The organism is Acidaminococcus sp. HCP3S3_H5, assembly GCF_052122235.1.
Taxonomy (GTDB): domain Bacteria; phylum Bacillota; class Negativicutes; order Acidaminococcales; family Acidaminococcaceae; genus Acidaminococcus.
This window is the reverse complement of the sequence record NZ_JBQKCS010000003.1, coordinates 16,905-38,392: the sequence shown is the minus strand read 5'-3', so window position 1 is coordinate 38,392 and position 21,488 is coordinate 16,905. Positions and strand designations below refer to the sequence as shown.

Genomic DNA, 21,488 nt, shown 5'->3' with positions numbered 1-21,488 from the left:
CAATTGACCATTGACAATCAGTAAAGGAGCACTCCTAAATGACAACTCACATCGAAAAAACGCTGCAAACCCTCCTCCCGACCCGGCTCCCCATCGCCCTTGCCCCTATGGCCGGGGTTACGGATCTTCCTTTCCGGGTGATCTGCCGGGAGCTGGGGGCGGATTACACGGTTTCGGAGATGGTCAGCGCCAAGGCTTTGCTGTTCAGGAACCCCAAGACCTTTGCCATGTTGGAAGTGGATCCCCGGGAGCATCCGGTGGCCATCCAGCTGTTCGGTTCGGTGCCGGAGGAATTGGCCCGGGGTGCGAAAATCGTGGCGGAACACGGGGCGGACATCATCGACTTCAACATGGGCTGCCCGGTGCACAAAATCGTGGCCAATGGGGAAGGGTCCGCCCTGATGAAGGACCCCGAACGGGCCTATGCCTGTCTGGCGGCTCTGGTGGATGCGGTGGACCTGCCGGTGACGGTGAAGTTCCGGGCCGGCTGGGATGAGGAACACCGGAATGCGGTGGAGATCGCACGACTGGCAGAAAAGGCCGGCGTGGCGGCAGTGGCAGTCCATGGCCGTACCCGGGGGCAGTTCTACAGCGGAAAGGCGGACTGGGACATTATCCGCCAGGTCAAGGAGGCCGTGTCCATTCCCGTACTGGGGAACGGAGATGTGTTCACCGCCCGGGATGCTCTGGCCCTGTGGGAGACCACCCACTGTGACGGAATCATGATCGCCCGGGGAGCCCAGGGAAATCCCTGGATCTTCCGGGAAGTGAAGGCGGCCCTGGCCGGGAAACCCATTCCAGCCGTGACCCTGGAGGAACGGTTTGCCATGGTCCGGCGCCATCTCCGGGACCTGATTGCCTTCAAGGGAGAAAAAGTGGCCATCCGGGAAATGCGCCACCATGGAGCCTGCTACTTCACTGGTCTCCCTCACAGCGCCCACTACCGGAACGCCATCAACCAGTGCCTGACAAAAGAAGCCTTTGAGCAGGTGCTGGAGGAGTATGAGGGGGAATTGGAAAAGGGACTGTGAAAAAATGAGAAATCATTTTTTCACAGTCCCTTTTTTCAAAAGAACGCCTTGTAACAAATGGCATTCATGATATTCTCTTCCCACACATAGTTCCCGCTGAATTTTCCTTCGCTCCTGGGGTCCTCGTCTTCGGCCACCGCTTCTCCGTTCATCATGTAGATGAACCCGTTTTTGGTGCCGGGGACCACGAACAGGCCGGACAGGAGGCCGTAGGCTTCCCCGGTGTGGCCCCACAGGTCCAGTTCATGGTCTTTCACCACCCGGGAGGTGCCGCTGCCCTTGATGGGATACATGGCCAGGCCGTAGGCCTCGATGGAGCCTCCGTAGGTGTTCCCGTTCTTCCTGGCCGGATCCCAGGTCCACTGGGTGGTCATCATTTCCCGCAGGGCCTCGGGCCGGAGCACCTGTCTACCTTTGTACTTCCCGTTGTTCAGGACCATCTGGAGGGCATGGCCCAGTTCGTCGTAGGAGATCCGCAGGCCCCCCTGCGGGGAGAAGAAGGTGGCGTTGGTGCCGGGCTGGTAGTCCTTCAGGCTGTAGAAGGCATCCAGGTCCCGGTGGTCCGGGTTCTGGACCTTCACCTGGTCTTTGGGAGGCTGTTTCCCCTGGTAGTCATCAATCTGAGGGATCCAGGGCCCCTGTTCATCCCATTTCCCATTGCTGTTCTTCTGGTAGATCACCCCCAGGTTTTTGAAGGCTCCTTTGGAAAGGTTCCCCACAGTGTAGTCCGCCTTGATGTCCAGGTCCTTCAGGATGTGCTTTTTCTGGTACAGATCGAACCGTTCCCCGGTGACTTTTTCGATGATGGTACCCAGAAGGCCGTAGTTGATGTTGGAGTACTTGAAGTATTCCCGGGGAGCCTGGCCGGCGGGAGCAAAATGGTCCCCGTTTTCATAGAACTTCCCGTCCTTCACGAAAAATTCCCGGACGGAGTATTCCGGGGGAATGGCATAGAGCTTCCCGTCCCGGAGACTGGAGGTGTGGCTTAGGAGCATCCGGACGGTAATGGGGGTGTCCGGATAGTTGGGATTCCGGAGAGGGAAGCCCAGGATCTCGCTTACATCCTGGTCCAGCCGGAGCTTCCCCTCATCCACCAGCTGCATGATGGTAAAGCCGGTGAACATCTTGGAGACGGAGGCCGCCCGGAACCGGGTATCCGGAGTGATGGGCAGGTCTTTCTGGCCGGGCTTTTCTGCAAAATACCGGTGTCCGGCAAAATGGGTGTAGACTTTCTTTCCGTTCTTGTACACTTCCACTCCCAGGCCGGGTACATGGGTGCCGTCATGGCCCACCATTTCATCCAGCTGGGCGGACAGGGCTTTGGCCGCCTTGGGATCCATGGCCTTCCGGGCCAGGGCGTACTGGGGCATGAGCACGGCGGCACACAGCCCCAGGGCCGCCAGCCATTTCAGATGGTGCTTCGTTTGCATAAAAAGACCTCCTTTGAACAGTTCCGGAATTTCGACGGAAAAATCAGGCTTTTCCGTCACTACCAGTACCCATTATACCGGTGAACAAAAAGACAGTCAACATGTATACAGCATACTATATAATGTTAAAAAATCGGAATACTTCATTGACAGCAGACGGGCGGATACGGTAAACTTAAGTTGTAAGACCCATAGAGAATGCTGTTTCATTTTGTGTGGGCTATGGCCAATAGCTCAGGGAGCATTGTGAGACCCAGCATGGGGCAGAGTGGTTTTGCTGCGCCTTTGCTGGGCTTTTTTGTACCCCGGCAGCAGGCTCTGAGGGAAAAACATCAGGAGGTCGTACAATGAATTTAGCAAAACTGGTAGACAACAATCGGGAAGCCATGGTGAAAACCCTGCAGGAAGCCGTCCGGATCAAAAGTGTCCAGGAACCGGCTGTGCCCGGCAAGCCTTTCGGGGAAGGTCCGGCCCGATGCCTGGCCTATATGCTGGAAGAAGCGGCCAAAATGGGCTTCCGCACGGAAAATGTGGACAACTATATGGGTTGGTGTGAATACGGGGAAGGACCGGAAATGGTAGCCGTCCTGGGGCATCTGGATGTGGTGCCGGAAGGGGACGGCTGGACGAAGGATCCCTACAGCGGGGAAGCGGACGGAGAAAACGTCTACGGCCGGGGCACCATGGATGACAAAGGCCCCACCACCGCCGCCCTCTATGCCCTGAAGGCCCTGAAGGACAGCGGGGCTCCCCTGAAACGGCGGATCCGGATCCTCTTTGGTACCAACGAGGAAACCGGCAGCCAGGACATGAAGCATTACCTGGAAAAAGGCGGGGAAATCCCTGTGTGCGGGTTCACCCCCGATGGAGAATACCCGGTGATCAACGGGGAAAAAGGCATCATCAACGTAACCTTTGAACGGGCCTACACCCAGGAGGGTGGTCTGGTTCTGAAGGAAATCAAAGGGGGCTCCGCCTTCAACGTGGTGCCGGCCCTGGCTTCCGCCACCATCCAGTGCGCGCCTGCAGAAGCCGCCAAGATCCTGGAAAAATATGGAGAAAAGGATCCCAAGGTCCAGTGGGAAGTAATCCCGGAAGGGTTGAAAGTCACTGCCCAGGGAGTCCAGGCCCATGCAGCTTCTCCGGAAAAGGGAGAAAATGCCATCGGCCGTCTCCTGGCTGCTCTGGCGGAACTGCCCTTTGGGGATGATCTCCATCAGGCACTGGCGTTCCTGGGTCAAAAGATCGGTACGGAGATCCACGGGGAATCCCTGGGCATCTGCCTGGAGGATCCGGATTCCGGGAAGCTGTCCTTCAACCTGGGGGTTATTGCCGGAGACGCTGGGAAACTGACCTTGAAGATCAACTACCGGTATCCGGTGACCAAATCCTATGAGGACTGTGCTCCCAAACTGGATGCCCAGTTCGCAGAAGCCGGGTTCCGGAAGGTCGGCGAAACCCACAAGAAATCCCTGTATGTGGATCCCAAAACCGACTACATCCAGACCCTGCTCCAGGTGTACGGAGAACTGACGGACTTTGAACCGAAGACCATCTGCATCGGAGGCGGCACCTACGCCAAGAGCATCCCCAATATTGTGGCCTTCGGGCCTATTTTCCCGGGGGATGCAGTGCGGGAACACCTGCCTAATGAATACTGGGAAATCGACAAACTGGTGCTCAACGCCAAGATCTATGCGGAGGCTCTGTACCGGCTGGCGAAATAAAGGCGGTCAGCTGTCAACGGTCAGCGGCCGGAGGAAGCCAGTCTCGCTGGCTTTCAATGAAGAACAATGGTTGTGCAATTAAGGAGGGAAAGCCAATGAAAATCACGAAAGTTCGCCTGGGACGGATTTCCGTTCCCCTTCGGGTACCGTTCAAAACCGCTTTGCGGCAGGTCAACAGTGTGGAGGATATCATTGTGGAGATCCACACGGATACCGGTGAGGTGGGATTCGGGGAAGCGCCCCCAACGGGAGTCATTACCGGAGATACCACCGGAGCCATCATTGGCGCCTTCCAGGATCATATCAGCAAGACCCTGGTGGGCCGGGACGTGGATGACTTCGAAGATATCACCCGGGCGGTCCAGGACTGCATCGTGAAGAATTCCAGTGCCAAGGCTGCGGCGGACATGGCCCTGTGGGACCTGTACGGCAAGAAGTACGGGATTCCGGTGTACAAAATGCTGGGAGGCGCCCGGAACAAGATCGTTACGGACATCACCATCAGCGTGAATCCCCCAGAAGAAATGGCCCGGGATGCAGTGAATGCCCTGGAACGGGGCTATGACACCCTGAAAGTGAAGGTGGGCATCGATCCGTCCCTGGATGTGGCCCGGCTGGCCGCCATCCGGAAGGCTGTGGGGCCGGACATCCGGATCCGCATCGATGCCAACCAGGCCTGGAGCCCCAAACAGGCAGTACGCCTGCTGAACCAGATGCAGGAAAAGGGCCTGGATATCGAACTGGTGGAACAGCCGGTAAAGGCCCACGACCTGGAAGGGCTGAAATACGTCACGGAACGGTCCTATGTGCCGGTACTGGCCGACGAAGCGGTGTTCTCCGTAGAGGACGCTCTGAAAATCGTCCAGATGCAGGCGGCGGACCTGATCAACATCAAATTGATGAAATGCGGCGGTCTTACCAACGCCCTGAAAATCGCCACCCTGGCGGAAGTCTGCGGGGTGGAGTGCATGATCGGATGCATGCTGGAGGCCAAGGTCAGCGTCAATGCGGCGGTGCACCTGGCCTGTGCCCGGAAAATCATTACCCGGGTGGATCTGGACGGGCCGGTGCTCTGTTCCGAAGATCCGGTGGAAGGCGGCGCCGTCTTCAACGAAAAGGAAATCACGGTCAGCGACGGGCCGGGGCTGGGTGTCACCGGGGTCCGGGGCATCCGGTATCTGGACGACTAGCCTCCTGACGGGGAAAAGAAAGGGGAGATTTCTATGGTCATCACCAACGGTTTTACCTACATTGCCTTCCTCATGTGCCTGGCAGGGGTCCTGCTGGCACTGGAAAAGTATACCAAGTGGAAGATCTTCAACCTGGTGCCCCCTCTGGTGTGGATCTATGTGCTGAACATGATTTTCTGCACCATGGGCCTGTACCATTCCAAGGAAGTGTCCGCAGCCTACAAGGCCCTGAAGAACAACCTGCTGTATGCCATGATCTTTGTGATGCTGCTTCGGTGCGACTTCCGGAAACTGGCCAAACTGGGAGGCCGGATGGTGGCCATCTTCCTGGGCTGCTCCGTGACATTGTTCATCGGCTTTGTGGTGGGCTACCCCATTTTCAAAGGCTTCCTGGGCCATGACACCTGGGGCGCTGTGGCGGCCCTGTACGCTTCCTGGGTAGGGGGCTCCGCCAACATGGCGGCCATGCAGGCGGCACTGCCGGTGGATGCGGGTGCCTACAGCTGCGCCCTGGCCCTGGATACCGTGTGCTATTCCGTGTGGATCGCCCTGCTGCTCCTGATGGTGAAACATGCGGACAAATGGAACAACTCGGTGAAGGCGGATACGTCCAAACTCCAGGCAGTGGCTGATGCAGCAGCTGCGGAAGTGGCCAAGGAAAAGAAAAAGGCATCGGCGGCTGACTGGATCTTCCTGATCGGTGTTTCCCTGCTGGTGTCTGCCATTGCCCAGAGCGTGGGGGCTTCTCTCAACACCATGCTGAAGGGTGTGGGACTGGCCATGTTCGACAAAGGGACCATGACCACCGTGTTCGTCACTGTCCTGGGCCTGATTTGTGCCATGAGCCCTCTGGGCAAGGTCCCTGCTGTGGAAGAACTTTCCAGTGTGTACCTGTATGCAGTGGTGTCCCTGCTGGCTTCCACTGCTTCCGTAACGGACCTGTTGAGTGCTCCCATGTGGGTGGTGTACGGGTTCTTCATCCTGGTGGTCCATGTGATCGGCATGTACATCCTGTCCAAGCTGTTCCACTGGGATCTGTGCATGGTTTCCACCGCCTCCCTGGCCAACATCGGCGGGGCGGCCTCCGCACCTATCGTGGCGTCCGCCTACAACGAATCCTATGCCGGCATCGGGGTCCTGATGGGGGTCCTGGGGGCTGCCATAGGGAACTTCGCCGGACTGATCTGCGGGTATGTTTTGAAAATGATGGCGTAATTGGTATAATAAAGGGGTGCTGCACGTTGGGTGCAGCACCCCTTTATTTGTCAGCGGTCAGCGGCCGGATGTAAAAATTTGCAGGCAAATTTTTCGAATGGAAACGCAGCCAGCGGCTGCTAACCCACCACCATTGCGCAAGCGCAACGGTTCCCCGCCCTTGAAAAGGGCGGATATCTGCCGGGGCTGACGCCTGCTGCCTTTACAGTACCAGTGCAACCAAAGGAGCACAGTCACATGGACAAACGAACCCTTTACCTTACCGGGGAAGCCCGGACCAATATGGACAATGCCATTACCAAGATCTACGGGGTGTTCTACATGGCCTTTGAGGTGGTGGAACAGACCGGGGAAATCGTGGAGGTGGACTGCAACGCCACCCTGGAGCTGACCCGGAACTTCATCCGGAAACTGTTCCTGAACCATTCCATCCTGGAGGAATCCCAGTTCCTGGAACAGGAAGTGACCCGGCGGTATTTCGGCTCCTCCGGAAAGGCCATCCTGGCCGCCTACCGTGACGCCCGCCAGCATTACCGGCAGATAGTGGGGAAGTAGTGGCCCGCGACCGGGGCTGCTGCATTGCAGCAGCCCCTTTTTACTCTGCTAAAGTTCGGAGTTCTCCCTATTCGACCTCTTTTTATCCTGAAAAAATTGTAAAAGTTCTCTTGAAAAGACATAAATTCGAACAATCATATATTGCTGAATAAAATTATTCGAGAAAATCCCATTTTCCTCTAGGCGATGGGAAACTTTTGTGTTATAATAAACCACGTAATCAAAGACCAAAGGATACAGGTTTTGGTAAGGCAAGATTCAAAAGGGATGGAGACACACCTGCAAACAGGGGCTCTGTTCCAGTCCAGGCCAGGTATTCAAAAAGAACTTTCGAGGGGAAAGGGGTACATGATTATGTACGAAAAAGATCTGCTTTACGTGATTAAACCCAGTGAATTGGAACCGGAAACCTTACGCGTACTGCTCGCTCAACATCCTGAGATTAAATTTGTGTCCTTCATGGGCATTGACTTCGCCGGCAACGACACCGACGAAAAGGTACCCATCAGCGCACTGCTGAACAACATGGAAACCATGCTCTACAGCCATACCGCCCAGACTGACGGTTCTTCCGTAGTGCTGCCCGGGGTTGCCTCTCTGAACGATGCCCGGGTGGACATGGTGGCAGACCTGTCCGTGAACTGGTTCGTGGACTACAACATGGAACACATCGATCCGGAGACCGGGAAAATGGTGGGCACCCTGCGTGTTCCCTGTTTCCTGAAACACAATGGGGAATTTGTGGATTCCCGGTACCTGCTGAAGGAAACCCTCCGCTATGTAGGGGATGAAATCCTGAAAGCCATGAAAGCCGAAGGGAAAGTCCCCGGCCTGGCCTTTGCCCCGGAAGATGTGGAAAAGATCACTTCCACTTCCGCTACGGAACTGGAATTCTGGGTGAAGACCCCTACGGAAGACGTTTCCACCGAAGCCCTGTCCTCCTCCCAGATCATGCAGGAACAGTACTGGGCCCGTACCCGGGGCAACGTTCGTACCGCTCTGGAACAGGCTGTGGAGATCCTGGGCTACTATGGCCTGGAACCGGAAATGGGCCACAAAGAAGTGGGCGGTGTCCGGGGTCAGCTGGATGCCAACGGCAACATGACCCATGTCAATGAACAGCTGGAAATCGACTGGAAATATTCCACCGGCCTCCAGGCTGCTGACAACGAAATCCTGGTTCGCACCATTGTGAAGGAAGTGTTCCGTGCCAACGGACTGGAAGTTTCCTTCCTGGCCAAACCCATCGTGGGGGTTGCCGGCAGCGGCGAACACACCCATGTGGGCCTGGGCTGCCTCACCAAGGATGGCAAATTCTACAACCTGATGAGCCCGGCCGACATGACCAAAGATTTCCTGTCCGCTGTAGGATATGGGGCACTGATGGGCATCCTGAAGAACTATGAAGTGCTGAACCCCATCGTTTCCTGCACCACCGACGCTTTCAAACGGCTGAAACCCGGGTTCGAAGCTCCTATCTGCATCGTAACCTCCCTGGGCATCGCTCCGGACGTCCCCTCCCGGAACCGTACCATCCTGGCCGGCCTGATCCGCGACCTGGACAACCCCAAGGCCACCCGTTTCGAAATGCGGGCTCCCAACCCCTTCACCAACACCTACATGGCTCTGGCAGGCTTCTACATGGCTGCCCTGGACGGCATCAAGGCTGCCCTGGCTTCCGGCAAGAGCACGGATGAACTGTGTGCGGAACTGTCCAAGAAGTCCGGTGAAGACGGCTTCTATCTGGAAAAAGACAGAGAATACCGTTCTGAAAACGATGTATTCGAAGACTACACCGAAGAAGAACGGAACAAATACTTCGGAGCTCCCCCTGCAACGGTTTGGGAAAACTGCAAGGCTTTCGACAAGTATCCGGAAAAGGTGGCCGTGCTCACTGCCGGCGACATCATCAAACCGGTTTACCTGAAATCCTTCGAAGAGGGTGCCCTGATCCGTTGGCAGACCGAACTGCTGAAACACATCATCCCTGACTACCGGGCCAAAGTGGTGGCCATGAAACCGGTGACCAGCGAAAGCAGCACCGCCTGGGATGACGGCATGTGGCAGAGAGTCCAGGAACTGCGGGTCCTGATCGCCAAAGATACGGACACCAGCACCAGCCTGTTCACCCAGATTGCCAAAGCCTTTGCTGCCGGTGACTTTGACAAGGCCTCCGACCTCCAGAAGACTCTGGATGCCAAGATGGAAGAACTGGAAGGCCTGTACACCGATTATAAAAACAACATCCTGTAAGATCATGGAAAAGGAGGCTGCCGCGCTGTGCAACGCAAGACCTTTGGTCTCCTGCTGGCGCTCCTGCTTCTCTTCCTGATGCCCCTGACTGGCAGGGCTGCCGCCGTAAAACCGGTGGCAGTCCTGGGGTCCAAGGGTCAGAAGGTGGAAGAAGTACAAGCTATGTTGTCCAAACTGCACTACTACAACGGCGATATAGATGGAGAGTTCGGAACAGGGACACAGATTGCAGTAAAAAAATTCCAACAGAAGAATCGGAAACCGCAGACCGGGGATGTGACCTGGTCCATTTACAATTTAATGAGCAAACAGAGTGGCCTGAGTTTCGGTCATTTCCGGAAAATCTGGATCATGGAATCCACAGGATACAGTCCTCAGGATCCCGGGGTCACAGGAGTCACCTACACAGGTGCCATGATGCGCCGGGGTGTGGTGGCAGTGGATCCGGTACTGATCCCTCTGGGCACAAGACTGTACATAATGGGCTACGGCGAAGGACTTGCCTGTGATATTGGCTCTGCCATCAAGGGCAACAAGATCGACCTGGCTTTTGACAACCGCGGACAGGCGCTGGAATGGGGCCGTCGGCGGGTACGTGTGTATATACTGTAAAAAGCGGACAAAACAGCAGGAATAAAGGAGTGGAACCAGTGCTGACAGCAAAAGAAATCCCCAACTGGATGGTCAAAAAATTCGAAGAAAACAGCTTCATGAAACTGGCTGACGTGAAACTGGAAAAAGTGGAGTGCGGCTACTGTGAACTGAGCATGGACGCGGACCCGGAACACAAACACGGGAACCGGTACGGAGTGATCCACGGAGGAGCCCTGTTTACCCTGGCGGATACGGCCATGGGGGCGGTGGGCTACAGCATCGGCTGCAAGGTGGTCACCCTGTCCAGTTCCATCAACTTCATCAGCAATTCCAGTGCCAAAGAAAAGGTCTGGGCCAGAGCCTCCCTGATCCATGCCGGCCGTTCCACCCTGGTGACCCGGGTAATGATCTATGACCATACCGGGAAGGAAATGGCCGATGTAACAGGGACCATGTTCGTCATCGGTCATTTTGACGAAATACCCAAAAAGTGGTAAAATATTCATACATTTAGGCTTAAAATTGAGAATAAACCATAAAACAGGAGGACCCTTATGGATTTCGCATTAACCGAAGAGCAACAGGAATTGCAGGCGATGGTGAAGGATTTCGTGGATAAGGAAATCGTTCCCTATACCGAAGAAATGGACCGGGAAAATCATGCAAGACCGGAAATCTTCAAGAAGGCAGGGGATATGGGCCTGCTGAACCTGGTTGTTCCGGAAGAATACGGCGGGCCTGGACTGGACAGCATTACTATTGCCACCATCTATGAAGAACTGGGCAAAGGCTGCGCCGGCATCGCCACCTCCATTGCCGCCAATGCACTGGCTTCCTATCCCATTCTGCTGGCTGGCAATGAAGAACAGAAAAAATATCAGTGCGACCTGCTCAACGACGGGAAACTGGCCGCCTTCGCCCTTACCGAACCGGGAGCCGGTTCTGATGCCGGGGCTGTGGCCACCAAAGCCGTGAAAGACGGGGATCACTATGTACTGAACGGGAACAAAGTGTTCATCACCAACGGGGGTATTGCCGACAGCTTCCTGGTGTTCGCCAACACCCGGAAAACCGGCGGCATCCGGGGTCTGACCGCTTTCATCGTTCCCAAAGACACTCCGGGCTTCAGCGTGGGCCGGAAAGAAGACAAAATGGGGATCCGTCCCTCCAACACCTGTGAACTGATCCTGGAAGATGTGGTGGTTCCGGAATCCATGCGGGTGGGCCGGGAAGGCCAGGGCTTCCGCATTGCCATGAACACTCTGGACAGCGCCCGTCCTTTCGTGGCCGCTGTGGCTGTGGGGCTGGCCCAGTCCTGTCTGGACATTGCCGCCCATTACGCTCGGGAACGGAGACAGTTCGGCCAGCCCATCGCTTCCTTCCAGATGGTCCAGGCCATGATCGCCGATATGGCCATGAAAGTGGAAACCGCCCGTCTCATGGTCCACAAAGCCTGTTGGATGCGTGACCAGGGCGTGGAATTCGGCAAGGAAGCAGCCATGAGCAAATGCTTCGCTTCCGATGTGGCCATGGAAGTGGCTACCGATGCGGTCCAGATCATGGGCGGCTACGGCTACATGAAAGATTATCCCATGGAAAAGAAAATGCGGGATGCCAAGATCCTCCAGATCTACGAAGGCACCAACCAGATCCAGCGGATGGTCATTGCAAACAAGATCCTGTACTGAGGAAAAGGGGTTGCTGCGTGGGCAGCAGCCCTTTTCTGCTGTAATTTTCTGAATACCGCTGTTGTCAAGGCAGGCAAAATATCTTATAATGTTCTATGTATACAATAAAGCGGCTCCTCCGTCTATGGAGTCCAATCGATGGATATAGGAGAGGAAAAAACAAATGATCAGTGCCGGATTGTTAGCGGAAGCGAAAGAAACTGTAAGAGATTTGAGCGTTCGTGAATTGATTGAAGAAGCCATCCGTAACGGAGAAGGGACCTTTTCCGACCGGGGTGCGCTGCGGGTAACCACCGGGACCCATACGGGCCGTTCTCCCAAGGACAAATTCATTGTGGACACCCCTCTGACCCATGATGTGGTGAACTGGAACAACAACCAGCCCTGCAGCCAGGAAACTTTCGACCGGCTCTATGCCAAATGCGAAGAATTCATCAAGACCCACAAGGTCTATGTGAAGAACGTGAAGGCTGGGGCAGACCCCAAATACCAGATCCGGGTGAAATTCATCAACGAAATGGCCTGGCAGACCGTTTTCGTCAGCCAGCTGTTCATCAAGACCGATGAACCCAGCACCGTCCAGGAAGATTTCACGGTAATCTCCCTGCCCAGCGTGGAAGCGGATCCGGCCACGGACCATACCCATTCTGAAACCTTCATCATCCTGAACTTCGACAAGAAAGTGGTCCTGATCGGCGGTGGCATGTACGCCGGGGAACTGAAGAAATCCATTTTCTCCGTGATGAACTACCTGCTGCCCCGTCAGGGCATCCTGACCATGCACTGTTCCTGCAACGAAGGGAACAAAGGAGATGTGGCCCTGTTCTTCGGCCTGTCCGGTACCGGCAAGACCACCCTGTCCGCCGATCCTCAGCGTTCCCTGATCGGGGATGACGAACACGGCTGGGGAGACAACGGGGTGTTCAATATCGAAGGGGGCTGCTATGCCAAGTGCATCGACCTGACGGAAGACAGCCAGCCGGAAATTTACCGGGCTGTCCGGTTCGGTGCGGTAATGGAAAACGTGGTGGTGGATCCCAAGAACGGGGTGCCGGATTTCTCCGACAACAGCATTACGGAAAACACCCGGGTGGCTTATCCCCTGAACTACATCCCCAACGCCAAGCTGCCCAGCATGGCCGGCCATCCCAAGAACATCATCTTCCTGACCGCCGATGCTTTCGGGGTGCTGCCTCCCATCTCCAAACTCACCAAAGAACAGGCCATGTACCATTATCTTACCGGCTACACCAGCAAGGTGGCCGGTACGGAACGGGGAATCACGGAACCCCAGGCCACCTTCTCTACGGCCTTCGGGGCGCCTTTCCTGCCGCTGCCTCCCCTGACCTATGCCAAGCTGCTGGGAGAACGGATCGCCAAGCATGAAACCAACGTGTACCTGGTGAACACCGGCTGGAGCGGCGGCCCCTACGGGGTTGGCAAACGGATGAAGCTGGCCTACACCCGGGCCATGATCCACGCGGCTCTGGACGGGGAACTGGGCAAGGAAGGCTGGACCACCATGCCCATGTTCGGGGTCTCCATTCCCAAATCCTGCCCCAATGTGCCCAGCAACGTGCTGAATCCCCGGAGCACCTGGGAAGACAAGGGAGCTTACGACGAAACCGCCCGGAAACTGGCCCGTCTCTTCCAGGAAAACTTCAAGAAATTCCAGGGAGAAGTAACCGAAGACATCGCCTCCGCCGGACCGGTGGTGAAATAAGCGGGAAGGGGGAGCTTTCCCCTATTGACCATTGACAAAAAAAGAGGGACGCAGGTGCGTCCCTCTTTTTTTTATGCTATAATTATAAATTGCAATGAACTGGAAGGACGGTGAGTGTATGGCGGAAACTGTCTATTGTGCGGATACGGCGGCCACAGAGACTCTGGGACGGAACCTGGGGGCTCTGTGCCGGGAAGGGGATGTGTTCCTGCTGAACGGAGACCTGGGGACCGGCAAGACCTGTCTGGTGACCGCAGCCTCCACGGCTCTGGGAGTGGATCCTCAGGAAGTCACCTCCCCTACTTTTTCCCTGATGAATGTGTACCATGGGAAGACGCTGAACATCAAGCATTTCGACCTGTACCGGATCAACTGGCCGGAAGAACTGGAAGACATCGGGTTCTCTGAATATGCCGGGGGAGACGGGGTCACATTCATCGAATGGGCGGAACTGTTTCCGGACTATATGCCGGAAGAAAATCTGGAACTGAAATTTACCCGCAAGGGTGAGGGACGGGAAGTGGAACTGCTCCCTCACGGCAGACGGTATGAGGAATTGGCCCGGGCGCTCCTTGCTCCCAAGGGCCGGGAAGGTTGAAATCGTGCTGACATTGGGAATTGATACGGCGACCCGGGTGTGTTCCGTGGCCGTCTGTGACGGAAAGAAAATCCTGGGGAGCCTGGATGTGAATGTGGGGCTTACCCATTCTGAAGGTCTGGTGCCCCAGCTGGAAACCCTGCTGGCCATGGCCCGGGTGAAAAAAGAGGATCTGGACCTTTTGGCGGTAAGCCGGGGCCCGGGTTCTTTTACCGGTCTGCGGATCGGCATGGCCACTGCAGAAGCCATGGCCTATGCCCTGGAACGGCCCCTGGTGGCGGTGGATACCCTGGCAGCCATTGCCTATAACCTGCCGGTGGCCGGAGTCCGGCTGACTCCGGTGCTGGATGCCCAGAAGGGGAATCTGTATGTGGGCAGCTACCGGTGGACCGGGGACCATTTGGAAGAAATGGAACCGGTGCGGATCGCCCCTGCCAAAGAACTGGCCGCCCAGCTCCAGGAGGGCTCGGAGCCGGCCATCCTTATGGGAGAATGCCACCGGGTGCCCGGGACGGAAGAATGTGACCGGGTGACCCTGGCCCCGGAAAGCGCCCGTCTGCCCAGAGGGTCTTCCGTGGCCATCCTGGGTGCGGCCCAATATGTGCCGGAAGGGGACATCCACAGCTATTTCGGTATGGATCCCTTCTACATTCGCCGGTCGGAAGCGGAGGAATTATGGGAAAAGAGACATCCGGAAGGACGGTAAGGCCCCTTACCCGAAACGACCTGTCCTGGCTGCTGCCTCTGGATGCAGGGTCCTTTGGGGAACCCTGGACAGAAGAAACCTGGGGAGACGAACTGGAAGGCCGGCTGAGCCATTACATCGCCCTGGAAGAAGACGGGGTGCCGGTGGCCTTTGGTGGGTTCTGGCTGGTGGCGGGAGAAGCCCAGGTCATGCGCCTGGCGGTGGATCCCCGGTGCCGGGGAGAAAAACTGGGGCTGGCCCTGGTGGAAGCCATGGTGGCGGAAGCCCTCCGTCTGGAAGCGGTGGAAATGACCCTGGAAGTCCGGGAAGGGAACACCCCGGCCCGGCGGACCTATGACCATCTGGGCTTTACCGAATGCGGCCGGCGGCCGGGGTATTATGGAGACAACGGGGAAGCGGCGGTGCTTATGCGCCGGGACCTGTAAATCGAGGAGATTATGACGGAAAAAGCAATCAATATATTGGGAATCGAAAGCAGCTGTGACGAAACGGCGGCAGCGGTGATCCGGAACGGACGGGAGGTATTGTCCAATGTGGTATCCACCCAGATCCTGGTCCACCGGAAGTTCGGGGGCGTGGTGCCGGAAATCGCTTCCCGGAAACATATCGAACATGTGATGCCGGTGATCCACAAGGCCCTTACCGACGCCAAAATGACCCTCCAGGACGTGAACGCCATTGCCGTGACCTACGGACCGGGGCTGGTGGGCGCCCTGCTGGTGGGCCTTTCTGCCGCCAAGGGGCTGGCACTGGGCAGCGGGAAGCCTCTCATCGGGGTGAACCATCTGGAAGGCCATGTATTCGCCAATTTCCTGGCGGATCCGGATCTGAAGCCTCCCTTCCTGGCCCTGGTGGTCAGCGGGGGACACACCTCCCTTCTGGTGGTGGAAGATTACAACACCTTCCGGCTCCTGGGCCAGACCCGGGACGATGCGGCAGGGGAGGCCTTTGACAAAATCGCCCGGTTCATGGGGCTGCCCTATCCGGGAGGCCCGGAAATCGAACGGCTGGCCCGGAACGGGAATCCGGCAGCGGTGGATTTTCCCCGGCCTTTGCTGCCCGGCTGCTATGATTTCAGCTTCAGCGGCCTGAAAAGCGCCGTGATCAACCACATCCATACGGAAGAACAGCGGAAAAGCGGCTTCCGCCGGGAAGATGTGGCGGCCTCCTTCCAGCAGGCCATTGTGGACGTGCTGGTGAAGAAAAGCCAGGAAGCCATCCAGGCCACAGGCCTGAAAAAGATTGTCCTGGCCGGCGGGGTGTCCGCCAACAAATGCCTCCAGGAAGCCCTGGCCCAGGGGGCCCGGGAAGCGGGAGCAGAACTGGTCCATCCCACCCCCATACTCTGCACCGACAACGCGGTGATGATCGGCGTACGGGGCTACTACCAGTATCTGAACCAGGACTTCGCCAACCTGGACCTGAACGCAGATCCCAGTTTGAAGCTGGGGGAATAAAAAAAGGGCTGTTGCATAAGCAACAGCCCTTTTTTCACGCTTCTTTCATGGAATTCAAAATGGCATCTACCAGATCGTTCATGCTCCGTTCCTGGCCTCCGGTCATCCGGGAGTTGATGGTCACCCCGTCCTGGAGGACGGTCATGGCCTTCATGTTGTTTTCCAGGAATTCCGTCATGAGACCGCCTACGGTGCAGGCCCAGGATCCGTTTTCGATGATCCCCACGATCCGTTTCTGCAGGTTCAGGGCCTTCATGTCTTCCAGGAAGTTCAGCATCTTGGGATAGATTCCCAGGTTGTAGGTGACGGAAGCCAGTACCAGATGGCTGTATTTGAAGGCATCGGAGATCAGGTAGGAAATGTCCGTTTTGGACACATCGTACATATGGATGTTGGTCATTCCCTTTTCCGCCAGCTTGGCCGCCAGTACGGAAGCAGTGCTTTCGGTGTTGCCGTACATGGAGGCATAGACCAGGAGCACACCTTTTTCTTCCGGTTCATAGGTGGCCCAATGGATGTACTTGTCTACGATGTATTTGATGTTGTTCCGCCATACCGGCCCGTGGAGAGGGCAGATCATCTTGATGTCCAGCTGGCTGGCCTTGCCCAGAAGGTCCATCACGAAGGGTCCGTATTTCCCTACGATGTTGGTGTAGTACCGGCGGGCATCATCCAGCCAGTCCCGGTCGAAGTTCACTTCGTCGTTGAAGATCCGGCCGCCCAGGGCTCCGAAGGAACCGAAGGCATCGGCGGAGAACAGGGTACCGGTGGTCAGGTCGAAGGAGACCATGGCTTCCGGCCAGTGGACCATGGGAGCGGCCACAAAAGCGATGGTGTGTTTTCCGAACTTCTGGGTGTCGCCCTCTTTCACCACGATCTGTTTTTCCCCTTCCACCCGGTAGCCAAACTGGTCCATCAGGGTGAAGGCCTGTTCATTGCTGATCACCGTGGTTTCCGGGTGCCGGAGCAGCACTTCTTCGATGGAAGCCGCATGGTCCGGTTCCACATGGTTGATGATCAGGTAGTCCAGTTTCCGGCCTTTCAGGACACCTTCCACGTTTTCCAGGAACTGCTTGCATACGGACCAGTCCGCAGTGTCGAACAGCACGGTCTTTTCGTCTAGCAGCAGATAGGAGTTGTAGGAAACGCCCCGGGGAATGGGATGGATGTTTTCAAACAGTGCCAGCCGGCGGTCATCCGCCCCTACCCAGTATAAGTCATTGGTTAATTTTCTTACACATTCCATAGTTATGCTCCTTTTCTCACTTTACGGGTACGAATTCAGTCTTGGCGGAGTTGCACAGCGGGCATACCCAGTCTTCCGGCAGATCCTGGAACTTGGTTCCCGGCTTCACATCCGCATCCGGGTCGCCCAGATCCGGGTTGTATTCATAACCGCAACCCTTGCAGACATAACGGCCTTCCGGCATGTCTTTCAGGATCAGAGGTCTCTTCATCTTGACCATGGGAGGAGCGGGTTTCTTGGGCTGGCCGTTGTTCAGGGCCTTGGCCAGGAGCGGCAGGATCACCTTCACGTCCCCTACGATGCCGTAGTCGCAGTTCTTGAAGATGGGGGCCCCGGCGTTGATGTTGATGGCTACAATGGTGGTGGCGTTCTTGATGCCCTTCAGGTGCTGGACTGCACCGGAGATGCCGCAGGCAATGTACAGGTTGCCGTTGAACTTCTGGCCGCTCATGCCCACATACCGGTCAATGGGTACATACTGGAGGGTTTCCGCCACAGGACGGGAGGAACCTACCGCAGCCCCGGCCTGGCGGGCCAGTTCTTCGATCAGCTTCATGTTGGCCTTTTCCCCGATGCCCTTGCCGGCGCTGACCACCCGTTCCGCATCGGAGATGGGAGTATCCAGAGGGATGCCCACGGTAAAGTCATAGCCGTCGTTCTTCAGGGCTTCCACCAGGGCAGCCACCTGTTCTTCCGGGGTGCCGTCCTTGAAGATCTGTTTCTTCCGGGCCCCGGTAATGGCTGCATTCTGCTTGGGAGCGCCCCCGTGCTTGGCCACGGACATCTTATCCGTAATGTGGGAGGCAATGACCACCCGCTGGATTTCGTTGGTGCCTTCGTAGATGGTGGTGATCTTGGCATCCCGGTAGAACCGTTCCACATCCATGCCTTTCAGGTAACCGGTGCCGCCGAAGATCTGGAGGGCATCGTTGGTGATGGAGACTGCCGCATCGGAAGCATACATCTTGGCCATGGCGCTTTCCATGCCGTAATCCTGGTGTTCCTGCTTCAGTTCCGCAGCGCTGTATACCAGGAACCGGGCAGCCCGGAGTTTGGTGGCCATATCCGCCAGCTTGAAGGAAACACCTTGGTTCTGGCAGATGGGAGCATTGAACTGGATCCGTTCCTTGGAGTAGTTCAGAGCCGCTTCATAGGCACCCTGGGCGATCCCCAGTGCCTGGGCCGCGATCCCGATCCGGCCGCCGTCCAGGGTAGCCATGGCAATCTTGAAGCCCTGGCCCCGTTTGCCCAGCAGATTTTCCTTGGGCAGCTTCACATTGTTGAAAATCAGTTCCGCCGTGGCAGAGGAACGGATCCCCAGTTTGTCATAATGGTCACCGAAGGTGAAGCCCGGCATGCCTTTTTCCACGATGAAGGCGCTGATGCCCCGGGTGCCTTTCCCCGGTTCAGTGACGGCAAACACTACATAGGTATCGGCTTTCCCTGCATTGGTGATGAAAATCTTGTTCCCGTTGAGGATCCAGTGGGTCCCGTCGAATTCCGCCGTAGTTTCCGTTTCCCCGGCGTCAGAACCGGCGTTGGGTTCCGTCAGGCCGAAAGCCCCAATTTTTTTCCCGGAAGCCAGGGGCACCAGGTATTTCCGTTTCTGTTCTTCGGTGCCGAAGGCGAAGATGGGATAAGAGCCCAGGGACACATGGGCGGAAAGGATAACACCGGCGCCTCCGTCCACCCGGGCCAGTTCTTCCACGGCAATGGCGTAGCTGATGTAGTCCAGCCCGGCACCGCCATATTCTTTGGGGAAGGGGATGCCCATCCATCCCAGTTCGCCCATTTCTTTGACCTGTTCATCAGGGAACTTGTTTTCCTTGTCCAGCATGAACGCAATGGGTTTGATCTTGGCTTCCGCAAACCCCCGTACTTTGGCGCGGAATTCTTCATGTTCCTGTGTGGTGGTGAATAACATACGCGTACCTCCTCTGTCTTGGAAAATCAGGTTGTCAGTCCTTCAAGTTAGTCACAACATACCAATTTAAAAATAAAATTATTTTAATAATAATTCTATCCTTGTATGACTCAATGGTACACTTTTCATATACGTTTGTCAATGGGAAAAATCAGAAAGTTTTTGCTTTAATCGGTCCAGGAAAACCTGGCTGGACCGGGACAGGAGACGGAATTTCTTCCAGGCTACCAGGCTGCCGGCGGATAGGGGCGGATCCAGAGGAATGAATTTCAGCCCCTGGGTTTCGATTTGGAGCAGATTGTCCAGACCCAGAGCATTGATCTGACCGGTCCGGACCAGCAGGGAAGCGTTGCCGATCAGGTCGAACCGGCCTGCCACCTGGAGATTATCCAGGGTCACCTGGCCGCCGGACCAGCGGGAAAAATCAAAGGTCTTCTGGGTGGTCCGGGAGGAAATGAGAAGGGGCATGGCCAGGAGATCTTTGGGGGTCACTTTTTCCAGATGGGCCCAGGGACTGTGGAGACTGGTGACGATGCCCACCCGGTCCGGTTCCGGGAGATGGAGAAAGTTGTATTTTTCCGGGTTGAAGGGTTCGATGAACAGACCAAAATCCAGCAGTCCGTGTTCCAGCCGTTCCTGGACCCCGTCCGCGTTGTTGGTGAACAGTTCGATGGTGAGACTGGGATATTCCTGATGGAGTTCCCCGAAAGTGTCGGTGATCCAATGCATGGCCCGGGTTTCTCCGGCACCGATCCGGATGCAGCCGGAAAGGTCCATGTCGTCTTCCCGGATCTCTTCTTTGGTCTGGTCCACCAGGGCCAGGATCTCTTCTGCCCGCTGGCGCAGGTGCATCCCTTCTTCCGTCAGGGTAGTGCTCCGGTTGGTCCGGACAAAGAGCTTTTTGCCCAGTTCCTTTTCCAGGTCCGCCATCTGCCGGGACAGGGTGGGCTGGGTGACGAACAGCACATTGGCGGCTTCGGTCATGTTCTGTTCCCGGGCCACCGCCAGAAAATATTTCAGGGTACGGATTTCCATGGTTCCCTCCTGCAATAGAAAAAACACATTTGTAAGTAGTTGCTATAAGCATTATACATCTTAAAGAGTTTGGAATACAATACAGGAAGAACAGGAAAGGAGAGATCAACCTATGGATCTGGAAGAACTGGAAAAAATGAGCCCCTTTGCCCTGGGGGAAGAAAATACGGGCTATGCCCAATATTTTGATGGAAAGAGTTATCTGAATATGCTGACCCTGGAACAGGTGCCCACTGCTGTGGTGACCTTTGAACCGGGCTGCCGGAACCACTGGCACATCCACCATGCAGCCAAAGGAGGGGGACAGATCCTCATCGTCACCGCCGGCCGGGGCTATTACCAGGAATGGGGGAAACCTGCCCGGGAGCTGAAAGCCGGAGACGTGGTGAACATCCCTCCGGAAGTGAAGCACTGGCACGGGGCGGCCCCGGATTCCGCCTTCCAGCACCTTGCCCTGGAAGTGCCCGGAGAAGGCACCAGCAATGAATGGTGTGAAGGGGTGGATCCAGAAGAATACGGGAAACTGAAATAAAAGGAGGCACCATGGAACAGAAAAAAGAACCGGTCAAGGTGGTACAGACTGCAGGACGGGATCAGCTGGGGAGTTTTGCCCCGGATTTTGCCCGGTACAATGATGACATCCTTTTTGGGGAAGTGTGGAGCGCCAACGATAAATTGAGCCTCCACGACCGGAGCCTGGTGACGGTGACGGCCCTTGTAGCCCAGGGGCTGACGGACAGCTCCCTCCAGTATCACATGGCCACCGCCAAAAAGAACGGGGTGACCCGGGAAGAAATGATCCAGGCCATCACCCAGCTGGGGTTCTACGCCGGCTGGCCCAAAGCCTGGGCGGCGTTCCGGTATGCCAAAGAGGTATACGGAAATGAATGAGAAGGAGGCGGAAAGCCTCAAAAAGACGGCACTGAGCCAGGCAGAGCTCCAGGCGGCAGGCTGTCCGGAAGAGACCATTCGGAAGATCCTCCAGGAAAAGAATGACCGGTGCCAGTGCCGGTGTCTCCGCCAGTACCGGAAGGAAATCCTGGCCAAGCTCCACCGGGAGCAGGAGAAACTCACCAATGTGGATTATCTGCTGTACCATATGGAAAAATGACAGCA

At 56.4% G+C, this 21,488-nt stretch carries 21 protein-coding genes; 17 read left to right on the top strand and 4 right to left on the bottom strand.

Going from position 1 to position 21,488, the window contains the following annotated elements:
• The first annotated feature begins 38 nt into the window (after positions 1-38).
• Positions 39-1,031 carry a tRNA dihydrouridine synthase DusB gene (gene dusB, locus ACTQY5_RS04265; protein ID WP_302157603.1) on the top strand — a complete coding sequence of 331 codons (993 nt, stop codon included), beginning with the start codon at positions 39-41 and terminating at the stop codon, positions 1,029-1,031.
• 35 nt (positions 1,032-1,066) lie between these two features.
• Here the strand turns inward: dusB and ACTQY5_RS04260 are convergent, their stop codons facing one another.
• The gene (locus tag ACTQY5_RS04260; RefSeq protein WP_441368848.1) at positions 1,067-2,461 is read right to left on the bottom strand and encodes a serine hydrolase domain-containing protein; all 1,395 of its coding nucleotides are present in this window, start codon (positions 2,459-2,461) and stop codon (positions 1,067-1,069) included.
• Positions 2,462-2,808: 347 nt separating this feature from the next.
• On the opposite strand from ACTQY5_RS04260, the gene pepV reads away from it, so the two are divergent.
• The 13 genes from pepV (at position 2,809) to tsaD (ending at position 16,167) form a co-directional block, all read left to right on the top strand.
• The gene (gene pepV / locus ACTQY5_RS04255; protein WP_022487339.1) at positions 2,809-4,188 is read left to right on the top strand and encodes a dipeptidase PepV; all 1,380 of its coding nucleotides are present in this window, start codon (positions 2,809-2,811) and stop codon (positions 4,186-4,188) included.
• Positions 4,189-4,283: 95 nt separating this feature from the next.
• Positions 4,284-5,378, top strand: coding sequence for a dipeptide epimerase (locus ACTQY5_RS04250; RefSeq protein ID WP_022487338.1), 1,095 nt, complete (start codon positions 4,284-4,286; stop codon positions 5,376-5,378).
• Between the two features lie 33 nt (positions 5,379-5,411).
• Entirely contained in the window at positions 5,412-6,593 is a 1,182-nt protein-coding gene (locus tag ACTQY5_RS04245; RefSeq protein WP_022487337.1) for a DUF819 family protein, read from the top strand.
• A 237-nt stretch (positions 6,594-6,830) separates the two neighbouring features.
• Positions 6,831-7,148 (top strand): DUF3870 domain-containing protein, encoded by a 318-nt coding sequence (locus ACTQY5_RS04240; RefSeq protein ID WP_022487336.1) that lies wholly within the window; start codon positions 6,831-6,833, stop codon positions 7,146-7,148.
• Between the two features lie 354 nt (positions 7,149-7,502).
• Positions 7,503-9,401 carry a glutamine synthetase gene (locus tag ACTQY5_RS04235; protein ID WP_288174503.1) on the top strand — a complete coding sequence of 633 codons (1,899 nt, stop codon included), beginning with the start codon at positions 7,503-7,505 and terminating at the stop codon, positions 9,399-9,401.
• 27 nt (positions 9,402-9,428) lie between these two features.
• Positions 9,429-10,013, top strand: a complete 585-nt coding sequence (locus ACTQY5_RS04230; protein ID WP_022487334.1) for a 3D domain-containing protein — start codon at positions 9,429-9,431, stop codon at positions 10,011-10,013.
• 38 nt (positions 10,014-10,051) lie between these two features.
• A complete protein-coding gene (locus ACTQY5_RS04225) occupies positions 10,052-10,492 on the top strand; it encodes a PaaI family thioesterase (RefSeq protein ID WP_022487333.1) in 441 nt (146 codons plus the stop codon).
• 57 nt (positions 10,493-10,549) lie between these two features.
• Positions 10,550-11,683, top strand: a complete 1,134-nt coding sequence (locus tag ACTQY5_RS04220; protein WP_022487332.1) for an acyl-CoA dehydrogenase family protein — start codon at positions 10,550-10,552, stop codon at positions 11,681-11,683.
• Positions 11,684-11,846: 163 nt separating this feature from the next.
• Complete coding sequence (gene pckA, locus ACTQY5_RS04215) at positions 11,847-13,406, top strand: phosphoenolpyruvate carboxykinase (ATP) (protein ID WP_154488554.1); 1,560 nt, start codon at positions 11,847-11,849, stop codon at positions 13,404-13,406.
• Positions 13,407-13,524: 118 nt separating this feature from the next.
• Positions 13,525-14,004 (top strand): tRNA (adenosine(37)-N6)-threonylcarbamoyltransferase complex ATPase subunit type 1 TsaE, encoded by a 480-nt coding sequence (gene tsaE / locus ACTQY5_RS04210; RefSeq protein WP_154488555.1) that lies wholly within the window; start codon positions 13,525-13,527, stop codon positions 14,002-14,004.
• Positions 14,005-14,008: 4 nt separating this feature from the next.
• Entirely contained in the window at positions 14,009-14,710 is a 702-nt protein-coding gene (gene tsaB / locus ACTQY5_RS04205; RefSeq protein WP_441368847.1) for a tRNA (adenosine(37)-N6)-threonylcarbamoyltransferase complex dimerization subunit type 1 TsaB, read from the top strand.
• Complete coding sequence (gene rimI / locus ACTQY5_RS04200; RefSeq protein WP_441368846.1) at positions 14,680-15,135, top strand: ribosomal protein S18-alanine N-acetyltransferase; 456 nt, start codon at positions 14,680-14,682, stop codon at positions 15,133-15,135. Before tsaB ends, rimI begins: the two co-directional genes overlap by 31 nt.
• A 12-nt stretch (positions 15,136-15,147) precedes the next feature.
• Positions 15,148-16,167, top strand: a complete 1,020-nt coding sequence (tsaD, locus tag ACTQY5_RS04195) for a tRNA (adenosine(37)-N6)-threonylcarbamoyltransferase complex transferase subunit TsaD (RefSeq protein ID WP_302158208.1) — start codon at positions 15,148-15,150, stop codon at positions 16,165-16,167.
• 34 nt (positions 16,168-16,201) lie between these two features.
• Here the strand turns inward: tsaD and ACTQY5_RS04190 are convergent, their stop codons facing one another.
• From ACTQY5_RS04190 to ACTQY5_RS04180, 3 genes are all read right to left on the bottom strand, one after another.
• Positions 16,202-17,413, bottom strand: coding sequence for an FprA family A-type flavoprotein (locus tag ACTQY5_RS04190; RefSeq protein ID WP_154488558.1), 1,212 nt, complete (start codon positions 17,411-17,413; stop codon positions 16,202-16,204).
• A gap of 16 nt (positions 17,414-17,429) precedes the next feature.
• The gene (locus ACTQY5_RS04185) at positions 17,430-19,337 is read right to left on the bottom strand and encodes an acyl-CoA dehydrogenase family protein (RefSeq protein WP_367996930.1); all 1,908 of its coding nucleotides are present in this window, start codon (positions 19,335-19,337) and stop codon (positions 17,430-17,432) included.
• 138 nt (positions 19,338-19,475) lie between these two features.
• Positions 19,476-20,372 (bottom strand): LysR family transcriptional regulator, encoded by an 897-nt coding sequence (locus tag ACTQY5_RS04180; RefSeq protein ID WP_154488560.1) that lies wholly within the window; start codon positions 20,370-20,372, stop codon positions 19,476-19,478.
• A gap of 112 nt (positions 20,373-20,484) precedes the next feature.
• Here ACTQY5_RS04180 and ACTQY5_RS04175 point away from each other — a divergent pair, with 112 nt between their 5' ends.
• The 3 genes from ACTQY5_RS04175 to ACTQY5_RS04165 are packed head-to-tail and all read left to right on the top strand — an operon-like array spanning position 20,485 to position 21,483.
• Complete coding sequence (locus ACTQY5_RS04175) at positions 20,485-20,904, top strand: cupin domain-containing protein (protein WP_022487322.1); 420 nt, start codon at positions 20,485-20,487, stop codon at positions 20,902-20,904.
• Between the two features lie 11 nt (positions 20,905-20,915).
• The gene (locus ACTQY5_RS04170) at positions 20,916-21,263 is read left to right on the top strand and encodes a carboxymuconolactone decarboxylase family protein (RefSeq protein WP_441368845.1); all 348 of its coding nucleotides are present in this window, start codon (positions 20,916-20,918) and stop codon (positions 21,261-21,263) included.
• Positions 21,256-21,483, top strand: coding sequence for a hypothetical protein (locus tag ACTQY5_RS04165; RefSeq protein WP_022487320.1), 228 nt, complete (start codon positions 21,256-21,258; stop codon positions 21,481-21,483). Before ACTQY5_RS04170 ends, ACTQY5_RS04165 begins: the two co-directional genes overlap by 8 nt.
• Positions 21,484-21,488 lie beyond the last annotated feature (5 nt).